Genomic DNA, 15,910 nt, shown 5'->3' with positions numbered 1-15,910 from the left:
GTGCCGCATGCCTTATACTAGACCTATTGTGCCGAAACCGAAGTCATCTGTCATGCAAGAAGTTGTATTAGCTACTGGTAATCAAGGAAAAATACGCGAGTTGAAGGAGTTATTGCAACCTCTCGACTGGCAAGTTCGTGCCCAAGGTGAATGGAAATTTGCCGAAGCTGAAGAAACCGGACTCAGTTTTGTTGAAAACGCTATTTTAAAAGCACGTCATGCCGCCGAGCAAACTGGACTTCCGGCACTGGCTGACGACTCAGGCCTCGCGGTTAACGCACTCGACGGTGCTCCTGGCATCTATTCCGCGCGTTACGCAGGCGACAACGCAACTGACCATGATAATGTGGTAAAACTCCTCGACGCACTTGCGGATAGCCCACCAGAACGACGCACCGCAAGCTTTCATTGTGTACTTGCGTTTATGCGTCACGCAACTGATCCAACCCCAGTGCTGTGCCATGGTATCTGGCACGGTCAAATCGCTTTACTCCCAAGTGGTGAAGGCGGTTTTGGTTATGATCCGGTTTTTTATCTGGCAAGCGAAAATTGCACGGCTGCAGAGCTTGCCAGCGCACGTAAGCGCCAACTTAGTCATCGCGGTCAAGCATTACGTAATCTGATTCGACAGCTGCAAGCGCAATCATGATACTTCCTCCGCTATCACTTTATATGCACATTCCCTGGTGCGTGCAAAAATGCCCCTATTGTGATTTTAACTCGCATGCACTCAAAGGTGGTGTTCCGGAAGATGCCTACATTGCGCGTCTACTGGACGACCTGAGGGCGGATCTTGAATGGGTTCAGGGGCGTCCCATACAAAGCATTTTTATTGGTGGAGGAACACCGAGTTTACTAACACCAAAGGCGGTGAAACGCTTGCTTGATGGCATAACAAACCATGTAGAACTCACTGCCGATTGCGAAATCACCTTAGAAGCTAACCCTGGCACCTTTGAAAAAGAACGCTTTCAAGGCTTCGTCGAGGCAGGTGTTAACCGATTATCGATTGGCGTACAAAGTCTTGCCGCGGAGCAATTACAACGTCTTGGTCGGATTCATAATCCACAGCAGGCCATAGCCGCCGCAGCACATGCCGACAAATTAGGTTTACGCAGTTACAACTTGGATTTAATGCACGGCCTACCCGACCAAAGTCTAGCCCAGGCGATGGCAGATCTCGACGGTATTATAGCGTTGAATCCGCCACACATTTCCTGGTATCAACTTACCATCGAACCCAACACGTCATTCGCCAGTCGCCCACCGAAACTTCCTGACGATGAAGTGCTGTGGCAAATTTATCAACGCGGCCACGAAAAATTGGAAGCGGCGGGCTATCATCACTATGAAGTGAGCGCTTACGCAAAAGCCGGTGAACAGAGTCAGCACAATCGCAACTACTGGCAGTTTGGTGATTATTTGGGAATTGGCTGCGGCGCACATAGTAAAATTACGCGAGCTGAAACAAACCAAATCCTACGCTGCGAAAAGACCAAACACCCACAGGGCTATTTAGATCTTACCCGGCCCTTGCGCTACCGTTTGTGGTACGTCACGCCCGCGGAATTGCCATTCGAATTCTTTATGAATTTACTACGCCTGAATGAACCTATGACCAAGCAACTCTTTGTTGAGCGCACGGGTCTGCTACTTGCTGAAGCCGAGCAAGCACTAGCTCCAGCAATAACTAAAGGCTTATTGACGAGCACTCATAATCAATGGGAAACGACGCCACTGGGACGCCGTTTCTTAAATTCAATACTTGATGAAATGGTTTAAAAAGCTACTCAATGCGAGTGAATTTTAAGTCCCAGACGCCATGACCTAAACGTTCACCGCGTTTTTCGAATTTGGTCAACGGCCGTTCAGCGGGGCGTGGAATGTAGTCGTTAGTTGCTGACAAATTTTGCCATTTTGCGGCAGCTTGCATCACCGCCAACATATGCTCAGCATAGTTTTCCCAGTCGGTTGCCAAATGCAATACCCCACCGATTTGTAATTTACCGCGTAAATGTTCGATAAATTCCGGTTGGATTAAACGTCGTTTATGATGACGCTTTTTGTGCCATGGGTCGGGAAAGAATACTTGTACTCCGGCCAAAGCATTGTCCGCAACGCAGTCTTGCAAAACTTCTACGGCATCATGTTCAAAGACTCGTAGATTGGTCACGCCCTGCTCTTCGGCTTCCATCAGGCAAGCGCCCACGCCTGGTCGATGCACTTCTATACCGATAAAGTTCTTCTCTGGTGCAGCAGCTGCCATAGCAACCAGTGACTGTCCCATACCAAAACCTATTTCGACTATGGTGTCTGCGTCCCGCCCAAAAACGTCGACCAGGTCGAGTTTACCATCTTCGTGTTTGAGTCCCATAGTTGGCCAACTGCGTTCAAGTGCAGCAGCCTGACCTTTGGTTAAGCGACCTTCGCGTTTCACAAAACTACGAATTTTACGAATATAACGCCCTTGCTCTTGCGCTTCGTTTAGATTGGTCTGAGTTGATTGCTTTTCGTTCATGGCAGAGTTTTCTATCTCAAATTAAGACAAAAAAGGCGCAACCAAGTTGGACTCGGTGCGCCTTTCTCAAAAAATAACTAAGTCTTAGTTATCTTGTTTTACCGGTACTTCTTTAGTTACCGACATTTTCGCTTCAATACGGCGATTCTTCGCACGATTAGCAGGCGAATCGTTCGGTACTAATGGACGATTTTCGCTGTAACCTACTGTGTTAACACGCTCTTGCTCGATACCGAAGTCCGAGGTCAAGCTATCACCTACTGATTTTGCACGACGTTCTGACAAATCTTGGTTGTATTCTACCGTGCCAATGTCGTCAGTATGACCTTCAATGCGAATATCCAACTGCGGGAACTCTTTCAAGAAATCAGCAGTATCTTGGATTTCAACTTTCTCGCCTGCTGGGATAACCGCAGAGTCAAAAGCAAAGTTGATCATCAATTCGTGAGTAACTGTTTCGTTGATATACATTACACAGCCGTACTGATCGACTTTATGCATCGGTTGAGTATTCGGGCAACGGTCTTTAGCGTCAACAACACCATCACCATCTGAATCAACTGGCGCAGCCGCTGGGACTGGTGCCGCTGGTGCAGGTGCTGGGCTGGATGACTGACCAAAATAGTAACGTAAACCTGTCATCAACAAGAACTCAGTTAAGTCACCGTCGCTCTGTTGTACTCCACCTTCAACAAACAACTGCCAGTTGTTGTTGAGTTGTTCGCGGTAACCTGCTCCAACACGCAAGAAACGGTTTGAAACGTCACCAAGCTCGGTGTAGTTAATACCGATGCTACCGTAAACATTTTCGGTAAAGTTGTAGAGTAAATCAACACCGTAAACTTGACCGGTGGCAGAATCCGCGTTTTCCAGGTCTCCGCGCAAGTAATCATAATAGACACGGTGGCCCCACTCTGGGGTAAACTGAAAGCCGGCTTCTAGACCATAGAATGCACTGTCGAACCCACCTTTGAACGTACGTAACTGATTGTTATCGATAGCGACACGATCAGAGTCCGTACCTAATGGTCCAAGACGTGGACCGACATACCATTGGCCTTCGTTAGAACTGGCTTGCGCAAATGCGGTACCAGTAACTGAAAGGCCTGCTATTACAGCAAATGAAATTGCGGCGATACGATTCACGAGATGCTCCTTTAATTTCCCAATGAATAGGTTTTGATTTCCCTTTACTATATACGATATAAGCAAGTTTTGCTTGTATTTCGGCGAATTCTTTGAGGTTTACAAAAGCTTTACAAAGCCTTGAACCCGTATCAAAAAAAAACGTTGAGGATTCATGCAACCTATTGAATATTATAGAGGCTCAGCAGCGAAAATCATCTCTCCTGAGTTACTCGCTCGAGTTATTATCGACTGGCAAGCGCAACATGGGCGAAATGATTTACCGTGGCAACGTGAAGCCACTCCCTATCATGTCCTCGTCAGTGAGCTCATGCTGCAGCAAACTCAAGTAAAAACAGTGATCCCCTATTTCGAGCGCTGGATTGCCCGATTCCCTGATGTTTGTTCACTCTCCGCAGCGTCTGAAGACGAGGTAATGCAACTCTGGCAAGGCCTTGGTTACTATCGTCGCGCCCGTAATCTAAAGGCAGCAGCGACCACGGTAGTCAATCAATATGCTGGTAAAATCCCAAGCTCAGCCGCGGAGTTACGTGAAATTCCTGGAATTGGGCCTTACACAGTTGGTGCTATTCGCGCATTTGCTTACGACGCACCTGGAGCTATTGTCGATGGCAACGTTAAACGTCTGTTCGCGCGGTTGTTTGCACTACCTTTTTTGGTCAACAAAAGTTCCCATGACCGTTACTTTTGGAATTTAGCAGAACACTTCACACCGCAGTTGCAGAATCGCCGCTTCGCACAAGGCCTGCTTGATCTCGGTGCCACTGTCTGCAAACCCAAACAGCCGCAATGTGACGATTGTCCATTGCAGCTGAATTGCCAAAGCCTGAAAGGTGATCAAGTTAGCCTTTACCCTAAACGTGAAACCAAAAAATCCATTCCAACACGAAATGGTTACTTTGTTCTGGATTTGACTCCTGCCGGTGTAGTGCTGGAAAAACGCGACGCCAGCAGTGTCTGGCCCAACCTTTGGAGCCTCCCAGAACTGCAAACGTCGCCAACAGGTAAGCCATTCGCCGAATTTAAACACACCTTCAGCCACTATAAGCTTGCCGCTTCGATATGGCGTCAACCCGCACCGCCCAAAACTGCGCAACAGCGCATCGCCTTAGAGGATCTCGCGACCCTCGGATTACCAGCTCCCATTCGAAAATATCTGCAAAAACTTGAGTCCGGACATGTTTGTCAGAAGCAGGTATAATGCGTAATATTGCAGTTCTTTTAAGAGCATTGAGGTAAATATGAGTCGCACGGTATATTGCCAATATTTGAATAAAGAAGCTGAAGGTCTCGACTTTCAAATGTATCCAGGTGAATTGGGTCAGAAAATTTACGAATCGATTTCTAAAGAGGCTTGGGCAGAGTGGCAGAAAAAACAGACGATGCTCATTAATGAAAAACGTTTGAACCTTATGGATCCTAAGTCCAGGGAATTTTTAGAGGAACAAATGAAAGCTTTTCTTTTCGAAGGACAAGACATCGAAATTGAAGGCTACACACCACCCAGCAAATAAACGCTAAGCGAGCCCCTTAATTATGGGGCTTTTTCTTACCTGATTTTCACGCTTATGAATCTTTTTTCAGCGCTATTTCCTAAATTTTACTAAACTATGATCAACATAGGCGTGAGTTATAGTTCGAAGCTAGAGAAACACCCACGATTCTGTTAGACTACGAACGAATTTTTCAAGAGGGAGCCACTATGAAAATGCCTTCCTGGCAGCGGGCTGTTGTAAAAGTTGGCAGTGCGTTGATTGCGCCAGACGATGCAGGAACGAGCAGTAAATATTTATTAGCCATTGCCCGTTTTATCATTGAATGTCATGAACGCGGGCAAGAAGTTGTGCTAGTGTCTTCCGGCAGCGCGGCTGCTGGACGTAAACACATTAGTTATGACAGCGATACCATTCCAGTTACCGTAAAAAAAGCAATGGCTGCCGTCGGTCAAACCGACATGATGGCAAATTGGTCACGCTTTTTTGACTTCCCCTGTGCTCAGGTACTGATGACCCATGGTGATTTACGTGACCGTGCACGCTATGTCAGTATCCGTAACACTTTGCATACATTGTTAGAACACAATGTATTACCCATTGTTAATGAAAATGATGCGCTCGCGACTGACGAAATGAAAGTCGGTGATAACGACAACTTAGCCGCTATGGTTGCGACTTTGGTCGATGCTGATGCGCTATTCATTTGCTCTGATATCGACGGGTTATTTGACGCCGACCCAAGGGTTAAACCTGACGCCAAGAAGATTCCAGTGGTCGACGAGATTACTGAGGAAATTTTTGCGCTCGCTGGCGGTACAACCAATAAGATCGCCACTGGCGGTATGCGTACCAAAATTGAAGCCGCAGAGAAAGCCACTTCGCACGGTATCGACACGTACATTGTCAATGGGCGTAAAGGCGAGACATTTGAATTGCTGTTGCACGGTAAAAATCCGGGGACGCTCTTCAGCCGTCAGCAAGATCCAATGACTAACAAAAAACATTGGTTGCGCCACACGTTAGTATCTCAAGGCGAGATTGTAGTTGATGCCGAAACCGCAAATAGCGTGGTTCAGGGCCAATCCCTCACAACCATGGGTATTGTCGACATACAGGGCGACTTTAATCGTGGCGACGCTGTCGTCATTCGCAACGGTGATAACGCTGAGGCAGTCGCAAAAGGAATCTGTCAGTACAGCTCACATGAGTTGATACATATCAAAGGACAGGAAGTCAGCGACATCGCTAAGCAATATGGGTACAGCCCAATCACTGAAGTTATCGAAAGTAACGACTTAATGATTCTGGAGGATGAATGAGTAACTCCGTAGCACAAGAAATTTCAAAACGCGCTGCCATTGCGGCACGTGCAGTGGCAACACTGAGTGAAGAAGAAAAAAACAAGGTTCTGCAGACGATGGCAGACACCATCCGCAAACATCAAGATAAGATCCTTGCGGTAAATGAGCAGGACATGCAAGCTGGTCGCGAGAAAAAGCTATCTGATTCTATGCTTGACCGACTGCAGTTAAATCCTGAGCGTATCGAAGGCATGGCAACCGCAATTGAAGAAATCATTGCCCTACCCGATCCTGTTGGTGAACGTAAACCTTTCAACACCCGTCCAAATGGCATCGTTGTTGAAAAAATGCGCATCCCACTTGGCGTTATTTGCATGATCTATGAAGCACGTCCGAATGTGACAGCTGATGCTGGTGCACTTTGCTTCAAGTCAGGCAATGCAGTAATTCTGCGTTGCGGTCGTGAAGCTATCGAAAGTAGCAAAGCGATTGCTGAAGCCCTGCATGAAGCACTACGCGAATGCGGTCTTCCGGAAGATGTTATAACAGTCGTACCGACACCAGATCGTGAACTCATGCTGCAGCTGTTACAACAAGATGACTACATAGATCTGGTTATTCCACGCGGCGGTGAAGGCTTAATTCGTTTTGTCAGTGACCACAGTAAGATTCCAGTGATTCAGCATTACAAGGGTGTATGCCACCTTTATGTCGACAAAGATGCTGACCAAGACAAGGCGCTAGCTATATTGTTGAATGGCAAGACCCAGCGCACCGGGGTTTGTAACGCGCTTGAAGGGCTATTAGTACATCAGGCAATTGCTGCGGACTTTTTATCTAAAGCTGCTAAGGCACTACAGGAAAAATCTGTCAAAATTCATAGTGATAAAGCATCAGCCAGCTACTTTACCGATGCTGATGTGATTGCCGACGATGCCTTTGGTGAGGAGTATCTGGCTCTTGAACTCGCAGTCCGCACTGTGGCCGACTATGATGGCGCCATTGAGCATATTCAGGACTTCGGTAGTGGTCACACAGAAGTCATTGCAACTGAGAATGAAGCAACTGCTCAACGTTTTATTCGTGAAGTTGATTCAGCCGTTACCATGTGGAATGCGTCATCGCGGTTTAGTGATGGTGGCCAATTAGGCTTAGGCGCCGAAATCGGTATCTCGACCAGTAAACTGCATGCTTATGGCCCGATGGGACTACAAGCACTGACGACAGAGAAATTTGTTGTCACGGGCACAGGACAAATCCGCGACTAGGATTGTTCTTCGTAACCGGCAAGCAACAGAGGCCAATCGCGTTCTTCCTGCCAATGGAAGTCGCGCTTGGCCTCTTTTGCTTTACCCGCTTCTTTGAGAAAACTGCGTAGCAACCGCGCCATATTTACTTGCTGCCATTCACCGGCATCGCGGAAGCCGCATTTATCGAAGTCCACTAACCACACCCTCCCGTCTGCGCCGAGCATGATGTTATGGCAATTCAGATCGGAATGGTAGACGCCGGCGTCATGAAATTGACGGATGACTGCACCCACCTGTTGCCATTCTTGACCCGTTACCGGGCGTTGCCCCACAAGCTTAAATAGGTCTTCTGTTTGCGGAATAGTTTCCACCAGAATGTCAGCACGATAGCCCCAAATAGGAGCTTTCTCGTAACGCGCAGCTAGTGGTTTAGGAACTGGCAATTGCTGCTCGCGTAGTTTCAGTAAAAGCTCAAATTCCGCCATTGCGCGACTGCTTGCAATCGCTTCGCGGGCGAAACGGTCTTTATTCACTTTGCCAACTAAGCCACCGCGATAATAATGTCGGAGCAGCATACCTTGTTCGCCGTCGGCGACAAACCAAGCGGTACTGCGACCGGTGGCTGACCCCTTAATCTTCCCCTGCTGATGCCAGTAGTCAGCAGCAAAATAGTCGTCACTGAAGTCCTCAAAGCGTTCACTGTCATACCAAATTTCAACGCCAGGCTGCGGATTCAGCGTGGTTACTTTTTTCATACTAGCTAACTCCGTCGTAGCAGCAATGTTATTAACAACGCTACCATAAGCTGGGCTATGGCGTGCCATGTAACGATGTAGATCGTCTAACATCGCCACGGTTGCGCCTTGATCTTGAGCAAACTCACGTACGGCTGCTCGCTGCATAGTGAAACGCAGATTCGCATCATTTAATAAGTCGAGCCACTGCAACGCAAGCTGGTCGGCATCGGCGGCCCAACGCACACCACCAACGTTATCTAACCGCTGATAAATGTCCTGAAAATTAAACACGTTGGGGCCAGAAATTACCGGAGTATGGGTAGCAATCGGTTCTAATGGGTTATGCCCGCCACGCTTGATTAAGCTACCACCAACAAAAGCGACATCTGCCGCAGCGTACCAAAATAACAGCTCACCCATGGTATCTCCGAGCCAGACCTGATCCGTTACTGCCGGACTCTGATCTTCGCTACGCCGCGCTTGCGACAAGCCTTTCGTTGCAATCTTTTCAGCCACCGCATGAAAGCGCTCTGGATGGCGTGGAACTAAGATCAGTAACGCATTAGGGACCTTGTCTAACAGCTCGGTGAATGCATTCAGCACCAGCTCATCTTCTCCATTATGGGTGCTTGCCGCTAAAACAATCGGGCGTTGCAACTGTTGTTTAAGCGCGGTAGCTTGCGCCAACAATTCAATCGGAACATGACTATCAAACTTAAGATTTCCGCGCACAGCAATGCGTTCCGACGGCACACCTAAATTCGTAAACCGCTCAGCGCTGCTATGGTTCTGCGCAGCGACCCAGGTTAGTTGCTGCCATATGGGTCCCACCAACCAAGCATATTTACGATACAGCTGCTGAGATTTCTCTGACATCCGCGCATTTAACAACAGGACCGGCACTTTGTGTTGTTGTGCTTGCTGCAGAAAACAAGGCCAAACTTCGGTTTCTAACACTACCACTGCGCGCGGCGCCAGCTTTGCAAAAAAACGCCGCATTACGCAGGGAGTATCAATAGGTAGGTAAAGATGATGAACGCGGTCAGCGAAAAGTGTTTGCGCTAATGCAGTGGCTGTTGGCGTCATTGATGACAGCGTTATCGGCAGTTGTGGGTACCGCGCTAAAATCCCTTCAATAAACTGCCGCGCCGCCACGGTTTCACCAACCGAAACACAATGAATCAATAGCCCTTGCCGGGCTCTGGCTGGAATCACCTGCAACGCTAATCGCTGCCGCCACCGCAAACGATAGGCTGGAGCTTTAGTCCCGCGCAGCCAGAGGTAAACAAAAACCAACGGCACAACTAACCTGATAAGCAGACGATAGAGCGTCGTCATAGTGTCTAGCGCCAGTATTCTTTAATCCAAGTGGTAGGTAAAACTTTACGGTACCACTTACCGCTACGTCCAGCCACAGCATCATCAGGGTGCGGACGGCCATGAAAAATGATAACTTTAGCGCCTTCAGGGATCCGAGGTTGCTGAAAAAAGCTCAATGGAAATGGGCGTAAACAGTGCCGTTTAAAACTACGACACCACTCTGCCGGCCAATATTTTAGCTTTCCCTGACGATCAACGAATTGAGTAATAAATTCCTGTTCATTACGGACATCTTTACGCGAGCCCACGGGATCGTTTTTCAAATGCTCAAGGGCATCAACATGCGCTCCGATATTAAAACGGAAAACCGAGGTGTTCCCTGTGGCATCTGATTTATCCCACTCTTTGATCACCAAAAACTCTCCTTCCGGCTCAAAGAATTCGTCCAAACTACCGACAATAACGATATCCAAATCAAGAAAGAGTGTTTGTCCTTCAAGATCGTACAATGGCTTGGCGAAGCAGGTTAACTTGAGCCAGCCATGACCAAAGGTCCACGGCTTACGTTGATCAAAGTCTTCGAAACCCACTTCAGGGATCGGCTTTACTTCGACTTCTTCACGTATGCCATCAGTATCATCTGTTAAACAAACAAAACGAAACGGCCGTGATAAATTACGGCTGACCATGGAATAAAGAGTGTTGACATAATCTGAGCCATATTTTTGGCCCCACTTGATACAAATAACGTTAACTGGCTGCATTCTGATCCCTGCCCTTAAAACTCGCTTACTAATCTGCGCATAATGCCAAATTCTGTATGCTATGGCTATGTTTCGCTTTATAAAACACGATCTTTTCCTAAACTTCATCCGTAACCCATGACTAATCTTAGTACATATTTACTCACCTAAGGATTCTGATGACGCAACTCCGCTCCGATTGTCTCACGCAACTCTCAGATCTCTCTGACTCGACCTACTCAGAGGTTGCACTTATCCTCGGCGATCAGCTTAATACCCGGCATAGTTGGTTCCGGGAAAAACGAGCCGGTACCTTGTATGTGCTGTTTGAAATGCGTCAAGAGACCGATTACTGCCGGCATCACATACAGAAAGTTGTCGGTTTCTTCGCTGCTATGCGCAAGTTTGCCAATGCATTGGTACAAGCGGGGCATCAAGTTCTCTATCTAACCTTGGACAACCCAGATAACTGTCAGGATCTGACACGGAATCTCGAAACCGTACTATCCGCCTGTGGTAGCAATGAGTTGTGGTTGCAACAACCCGACGAGTTCCGCCTCGACCAACAGCTCAGTGAATGGCAAGCTGCTACATCGACCTCAGTCACTTGGTACGACAGTGAGCACTTCCTTACCGAGCGTGATGCTTTGGTGCAGTGGTTTGGTGAAAAAGATAAGTACCTGATGGAACATTTTTATCGGCGGGTTCGCAAACAAACGGGTTACCTCATGAATGATGGTAAGCCTATTGGTGATAAGTGGAACTTTGATAAAGAAAATCGTAAAACACCGGGCAAAACCAATTCGTTACCTGAACCACTATTATTTGCTCATGATGTCACTGAACTTGTTGACCTACTGGATAATGAACAAGTAGACACCTTTGGCAACATCGATAAAAAGAAGTTTATCTGGCCCCTCACCCGTAGTGAAGCAACACAAGTGCTGGATTATTTTGTTAGTGAGTTGCTATGCCACTTTGGTGACTATCAGGATGCGATGTTAAGTGAGCATTGGGCGCTTTACCACGCGCGCGTATCTTTCGCGTTAAACAGCAAAATGTTGAGCCCAAAAACTGTAGTAGAAGCGGCACTTTCAGCCTGGGAGGAAAATCCTCAGCAAATCTCGCTGAATCAAATCGAAGGTTTTGTCCGTCAGATCATCGGTTGGCGGGAGTTTGTGCGGGCAATTTATTGGCGCTTTATGCCGGACTATGGCAAAACAAACTATTTTGAGCATAAACAGCCGCTTCCTGACTTCTACTGGACTGCCAAGACGGAAATGAATTGTCTACAGCACAGCGTTCAACAGTCGCTGGACTATGCTTATGCGCATCATATCCAGCGCTTGATGGTGACAGGTAATTTCGCCTTGCTCATCGGCGCGGATCCCGATGCGGTAGATGCATGGTATTTAGGTATCTACATCGATGCGATTGAATGGGTCGAACTACCCAACGCCAGAGCCATGAGTCAATTCGCAGATGGTGGAAAGCTAGCGACCAAGCCTTATGTGTCCAGTGGCAGTTACATTAATAAAATGTCTGATTACTGCAAGTCGTGCGCCTATGACGTAGCCGTCAAGGTGGGTGAGAAGGCTTGTCCGTTCAATTTACTCTACTGGCATTTTATCGATCGGCACCAAGAAAAGTTCGCCAACAATCAGCGCATGGCGTTGATTTTAAGTCAGTGGCAGAAACGTGACGAAACGGATAAGCAAAACATCCGTCAACAAGCGAATAAGTTTATACAAAGCCTTAGCTCTTAGCATTTACAAAAACTAAAAGGGGAGCTCAAGAGCTCCCCTTTTCATTACTAATTAAGACTTATTGAAAGCGACGGGCCCGGCGCTCACCGCTTGGCTGGTGCTCTTTACGAGCAAGGCCTTTTGGTGCTGGGCGGTCGCCACGAGGCTTGCGCGAACGTGGTGGAATGGCTTGATCAGCAAGTTCCATGCCCATCTGCTGTTGACGTACGCGAGCACGTTGCAGGATACGCAAAACACCTGTTGGCAACCCCTTAGGTAGCTCAACTAGGCTATGGTTTTCAAATAATTGGATTTGACCAATATATTTGCTGTCCATTTCCGCTTCGTTAGCAATGGCACCAACGATGTCCTGTGGACGAGCACCGTGGTCACGACCAACTTGAATGCGATAGGTATCGAACTCAACGTTCGCATCGCGACGGTCACGCGCACCAGCAGCGACACGTTTTTCTGGACGCTTGCGGTCGCCACGATCATTGCGGTCGGTACGCTCGTTACGTTCCGCGAATTTACGTGGTGCAGGGTCTGTAGACACTATCAACGGACGTTGCAAATTCTGCTGTGCCAACAAAGCTACAGCAATTTGACTGGCCGATAACTCGGTTTCTTGCTGCATTTTCTCAACAATGGCAGTGAGTTCATCTAAGCCACCCTTCTCAAGCTGCGCAACAATTTTCTGCTGCAACGAGGCTTGACGGTGTGCACTAAGCTGTTTGGCGTCTGGCACTTCGAAGAACTCGATGCTGGCGCTAGTCAAACGTTCATACTGGCGTAACAAGTGTTTTTCTCGTGGACGGTAGAACAAAATAGCTTCACCGCTGCGTCCTGCGCGGCCAGTACGACCGATTCGGTGAACATAAGATTCGGTATCACCAGGTAAGTCATAGTTCACCACATGAGTGATTTCTGGCACATCTAAACCACGCGCGACCACGTCGGTCGCAACAAGGATTTCAATCCGGCCACTGCGCAACTGACCAACGGTCTGCTCGCGTTGGCTCTGGTTCAAATCTCCACTTAATGGTGAAGCTTTAAAGCCCGCAGCTTGCAGCTGCTCAGTCACTTCCATGGTGTCATTACGCGTACGTACGAAAATAAGTACACGTTGGTATTCCATGGTTTCTAACAAACGCGTCAAAGCCATCATTTTACTAATGCCGCGCACCTGCCATGCACGTTGACGAATGGTCGACTTGGCCGCTGTTTTGGCTTCGATTTTTATCGTAATCGGCTGCTCACCTTCGCTGGTTACCAGGAACGTTTTAGCTAGCTTACGAATCGCATTAGGCATAGTTGCTGAGAACAATGTACGTTGTGATGTATTAGGCACAGCACTCATAATTGCTTCAATATCGTCGATGAACCCCATATTGAGCATTTCATCAGCTTCGTCCAACACCGCCATGCGCAGTGCGTCTAGCTTCAATACGCCTTTCTTCAGCATATCAAGAAGACGACCTGGAGTACCGACGATGATCTGCGTACCTGTGCGCAATGCTTTAATTTGTGGACCAAAAGCCGCGCCGCCATAAACAGTCGCCACTTCCAAACCACGCATCTGCTTCCCAAATTCAGTGATAGCTTCAGCTACCTGAATTGCCAGCTCGCGGGTTGGTGCAACAACTAGCATCTGTGTTTGGCGTACTTTCGGATCGATCAGGGTTAAGCCAGGCAAACCGAAAGCGGCGGTTTTACCCGTACCGGTCTGCGCTTCACCCAATACATTCTTACCTTCTAGCAAGGCTGGAATGGCTTGGATTTGAATCGGGGTCGGTGTTGTAAAGCCCATGCTTTCTACTTGTTTAAGCACAGCGCTTGGTAGGCCAAAATCGGCAAACGATTGGCCATTAATTAGTTCAGACATTTGTATCTCTCATCATTTCTGTAAAGCGTATTAGGGGGTAATTCGCCCAGCTACAGAACACGATGAACACTCTGGCAGGATAAATAGGCGCTGAACCCCAGCGTAGTCAGGGGTTGAGCCGTTCCCATCATTAACGGTAATGACCCTGAGGCCGCGTACTATACGCTAGTCGCCGCAAATTAACAAGCTAAACTAGCGTTGCATGTGGGCCGGAGAAGCAACATACTCATAAGATATATAAAGTTTATAAAACTGGCCAACAACAAGGGGACACTTATGACATCCCACAGCATGCGTTCATTAACCAAGACAAATGCATTTATTGACGGGCATTGGGTACCAGTAGAACAACGTTTTGCGGTGACCAATCCAGCGACGGACGAAGTCATTGCTGAGGTCGCAGATGCAGATGCAGCAATTGCTGAGCGAGCGGTTGACGCGGCCCACAACGCGCTTCCGGGTTGGCGTAAAAAAACCGCGCGAGAACGTGCTGACGTATTAAAGCGCTGGTTCGATTCAATGCTCGCCAATAAACAGGCGCTAGCCGAACTGATGTGTGCAGAACAAGGTAAGCCGGTTGCCGAAGCCGCGGCCGAGATTGAATATGGCGCAAGTTTTGTTGATTGGTTCGCCGCTGAAGCGGAACGGAGTTACGGTGACGTACTGCCCCTGCAGAGTCCGGACAAACGAGTTTGGATCACCAAGCAAGGTGTAGGTGTTTGCGCGGCTATCACTCCTTGGAACTTTCCCAATGCGATGATTACCCGCAAGGTTGCCCCCGCTTTGGCAGCTGGTTGCACTATGGTCATCAAACCACCGCAGCTGACACCATTATCGGCGCTTGCTATCGCTCAGCTAGCGAGTGAGGTCGGGATCCCCGATGGCGTGATTAATATCGTACCAAGTAGCGACGCTAAAAGTGTAGGCAAGGTGCTTACGGAACATCCGTCGGTACGCAAGTTCAGTTTCACCGGCTCCACCAAAGTTGGTAAGACACTAATGCAGCAGTGCGCGAGCACGATGAAAAAGGTGTCATTCGAACTTGGCGGCAACGCACCCTTCATTGTTTTTGATGACGCAAATCTGGAACTTGCGGTCGAACAACTCCTCTTATGTAAATTCCGTAATGCTGGACAAACCTGTATCAGCGCGAACCGGGTATTAGTTCAGGAAAATGTCCTCGATAAGTTCGTTGAGCTGTTAAAACCAGCACTAAACAAGCTCAAAGTAGCGGCCGGCACTGCGGACGAAGTTAACTACGGACCGTTGATTGATCAAGACGCCGTCGACAAAGTGAAACGCTTGGTCGATGACGCCAAAGAACAGGGTGCTGAATGCATACAGGGTGGTAACGTACTCGACGACCTTGGTGCATTATTCTACGCCCCAACGTTACTCACCGGCATAACCTCGACCATGGACATCGCACAAGAAGAAATTTTCGGCCCAGTGATTGCCATTCAGACGTTTGCCACCGAAGAGGAAGGCGTACGCAAAGCCAATGCCACGCCGTTTGGGCTAGCAGGCTATTTTTGTGCAGAGGACTACCGTCGTATTGATCGGGTCAGTAACGCATTAGAATGTGGCATGCTGGGTATTAACGCCGGAGCTATTTCCCATGCTTATAATGCGTTTGGTGGTGTTAAAGAATCTGGGATTGGTCGCGAAGGCTCACGCTATGGTCTAGCAGAGTATCAAGAGACTAAAACCATTACTCTAGGTGGTTTTGCTTAAGGAGAATTACCGGTGTCAGATCTGCACATTACAGA

At 48.1% G+C, this 15,910-nt stretch carries 13 protein-coding genes; 8 read left to right on the top strand and 5 right to left on the bottom strand.

What is annotated here, in order from left to right:
- The first annotated feature begins 52 nt into the window (after positions 1-52).
- Entirely contained in the window at positions 53-649 is a 597-nt protein-coding gene (gene rdgB / locus ACQ5ES_RS00115) for an RdgB/HAM1 family non-canonical purine NTP pyrophosphatase (RefSeq protein ID WP_445013942.1), read from the top strand.
- On the top strand, positions 646-1,782 hold the full coding sequence (gene hemW, locus ACQ5ES_RS00110) for a radical SAM family heme chaperone HemW (RefSeq protein ID WP_445013941.1): 1,137 nt from the start codon (positions 646-648) through the stop codon (positions 1,780-1,782). The genes rdgB and hemW overlap by 4 nt, the downstream gene beginning before the upstream one ends.
- Before the next feature lie 4 nt (positions 1,783-1,786).
- On the opposite strand, the gene trmB is transcribed toward hemW, so the two are convergent.
- Together trmB and ACQ5ES_RS00100 are read right to left on the bottom strand one after the other, a co-directional pair.
- Positions 1,787-2,518 (bottom strand): tRNA (guanosine(46)-N7)-methyltransferase TrmB, encoded by a 732-nt coding sequence (gene trmB, locus ACQ5ES_RS00105; protein ID WP_445013940.1) that lies wholly within the window; start codon positions 2,516-2,518, stop codon positions 1,787-1,789.
- A gap of 84 nt (positions 2,519-2,602) precedes the next feature.
- On the bottom strand, positions 2,603-3,664 hold the full coding sequence (locus ACQ5ES_RS00100) for an OmpA family protein (protein ID WP_445013939.1): 1,062 nt from the start codon (positions 3,662-3,664) through the stop codon (positions 2,603-2,605).
- Positions 3,665-3,818: 154 nt separating this feature from the next.
- Here ACQ5ES_RS00100 and mutY point away from each other — a divergent pair, with 154 nt between their 5' ends.
- The 4 genes from mutY to ACQ5ES_RS00080 all read left to right on the top strand — a co-directional run bounded on the left by mutY (position 3,819) and on the right by ACQ5ES_RS00080 (position 7,729).
- Positions 3,819-4,865, top strand: coding sequence for an A/G-specific adenine glycosylase (mutY, locus tag ACQ5ES_RS00095; RefSeq protein ID WP_445013938.1), 1,047 nt, complete (start codon positions 3,819-3,821; stop codon positions 4,863-4,865).
- A 40-nt stretch (positions 4,866-4,905) separates the two neighbouring features.
- A complete protein-coding gene (locus ACQ5ES_RS00090; RefSeq protein WP_445013937.1) occupies positions 4,906-5,178 on the top strand; it encodes an oxidative damage protection protein in 273 nt (90 codons plus the stop codon).
- Positions 5,179-5,366: 188 nt separating this feature from the next.
- Positions 5,367-6,479, top strand: coding sequence for a glutamate 5-kinase (gene proB / locus ACQ5ES_RS00085; RefSeq protein WP_445013936.1), 1,113 nt, complete (start codon positions 5,367-5,369; stop codon positions 6,477-6,479).
- Entirely contained in the window at positions 6,476-7,729 is a 1,254-nt protein-coding gene (locus tag ACQ5ES_RS00080; RefSeq protein WP_445013935.1) for a glutamate-5-semialdehyde dehydrogenase, read from the top strand. The genes proB and ACQ5ES_RS00080 overlap by 4 nt, the downstream gene beginning before the upstream one ends.
- Here the strand turns inward: ACQ5ES_RS00080 and waaA are convergent.
- Complete coding sequence (waaA, locus tag ACQ5ES_RS00075) at positions 7,726-9,786, bottom strand: lipid IV(A) 3-deoxy-D-manno-octulosonic acid transferase (RefSeq protein WP_445013934.1); 2,061 nt, start codon at positions 9,784-9,786, stop codon at positions 7,726-7,728. The genes ACQ5ES_RS00080 and waaA overlap by 4 nt on opposite strands.
- Positions 9,787-9,791: 5 nt before the next feature.
- The gene (locus ACQ5ES_RS00070) at positions 9,792-10,532 is read right to left on the bottom strand and encodes a glycosyltransferase (protein ID WP_445013933.1); all 741 of its coding nucleotides are present in this window, start codon (positions 10,530-10,532) and stop codon (positions 9,792-9,794) included.
- A gap of 158 nt (positions 10,533-10,690) precedes the next feature.
- On the opposite strand from ACQ5ES_RS00070, the gene ACQ5ES_RS00065 reads away from it, so the two are divergent.
- Positions 10,691-12,277: a cryptochrome/photolyase family protein gene (locus ACQ5ES_RS00065; protein WP_445013932.1), complete on the top strand. Its 1,587-nt coding sequence runs from the start codon at positions 10,691-10,693 to the stop codon at positions 12,275-12,277.
- Between the two features lie 58 nt (positions 12,278-12,335).
- Here the strand turns inward: ACQ5ES_RS00065 and ACQ5ES_RS00060 are convergent, their stop codons facing one another.
- Positions 12,336-14,141, bottom strand: coding sequence for a DEAD/DEAH box helicase (locus ACQ5ES_RS00060; protein ID WP_445013931.1), 1,806 nt, complete (start codon positions 14,139-14,141; stop codon positions 12,336-12,338).
- 276 nt (positions 14,142-14,417) lie between these two features.
- Between ACQ5ES_RS00060 and ACQ5ES_RS00055 the strand changes: the two genes are divergently transcribed.
- Positions 14,418-15,875 (top strand): NAD-dependent succinate-semialdehyde dehydrogenase, encoded by a 1,458-nt coding sequence (locus ACQ5ES_RS00055; RefSeq protein WP_445013930.1) that lies wholly within the window; start codon positions 14,418-14,420, stop codon positions 15,873-15,875.
- The last annotated feature ends 35 nt before the right edge of the window (positions 15,876-15,910 follow it).

It is taken from the genome of Pseudidiomarina xizangensis, assembly GCF_052541995.1.
This window is presented reverse-complemented; position numbering and strand designations above follow the sequence as displayed.

Coding starts and splice junctions, on each gene's coding strand:
- rdgB (WP_445013942.1), top strand. CDS start 53: ATGCAAGAAGTTGTATTAGCTACTGGTAATCAAGGAAAAATACGCGAG.
- hemW (WP_445013941.1), top strand. CDS start 646: ATGATACTTCCTCCGCTATCACTTTATATGCACATTCCCTGGTGCGTG.
- trmB (WP_445013940.1), bottom strand. CDS start 2,518: ATGAACGAAAAGCAATCAACTCAGACCAATCTAAACGAAGCGCAAGAG.
- mutY (WP_445013938.1), top strand. CDS start 3,819: ATGCAACCTATTGAATATTATAGAGGCTCAGCAGCGAAAATCATCTCT.
- ACQ5ES_RS00090 (WP_445013937.1), top strand. CDS start 4,906: ATGAGTCGCACGGTATATTGCCAATATTTGAATAAAGAAGCTGAAGGT.
- proB (WP_445013936.1), top strand. CDS start 5,367: ATGAAAATGCCTTCCTGGCAGCGGGCTGTTGTAAAAGTTGGCAGTGCG.
- ACQ5ES_RS00080 (WP_445013935.1), top strand. CDS start 6,476: ATGAGTAACTCCGTAGCACAAGAAATTTCAAAACGCGCTGCCATTGCG.
- waaA (WP_445013934.1), bottom strand. CDS start 9,786: ATGACGACGCTCTATCGTCTGCTTATCAGGTTAGTTGTGCCGTTGGTT.
- ACQ5ES_RS00070 (WP_445013933.1), bottom strand. CDS start 10,532: ATGCAGCCAGTTAACGTTATTTGTATCAAGTGGGGCCAAAAATATGGC.
- ACQ5ES_RS00065 (WP_445013932.1), top strand. CDS start 10,691: ATGACGCAACTCCGCTCCGATTGTCTCACGCAACTCTCAGATCTCTCT.
- ACQ5ES_RS00060 (WP_445013931.1), bottom strand. CDS start 14,141: ATGTCTGAACTAATTAATGGCCAATCGTTTGCCGATTTTGGCCTACCA.
- ACQ5ES_RS00055 (WP_445013930.1), top strand. CDS start 14,418: ATGACATCCCACAGCATGCGTTCATTAACCAAGACAAATGCATTTATT.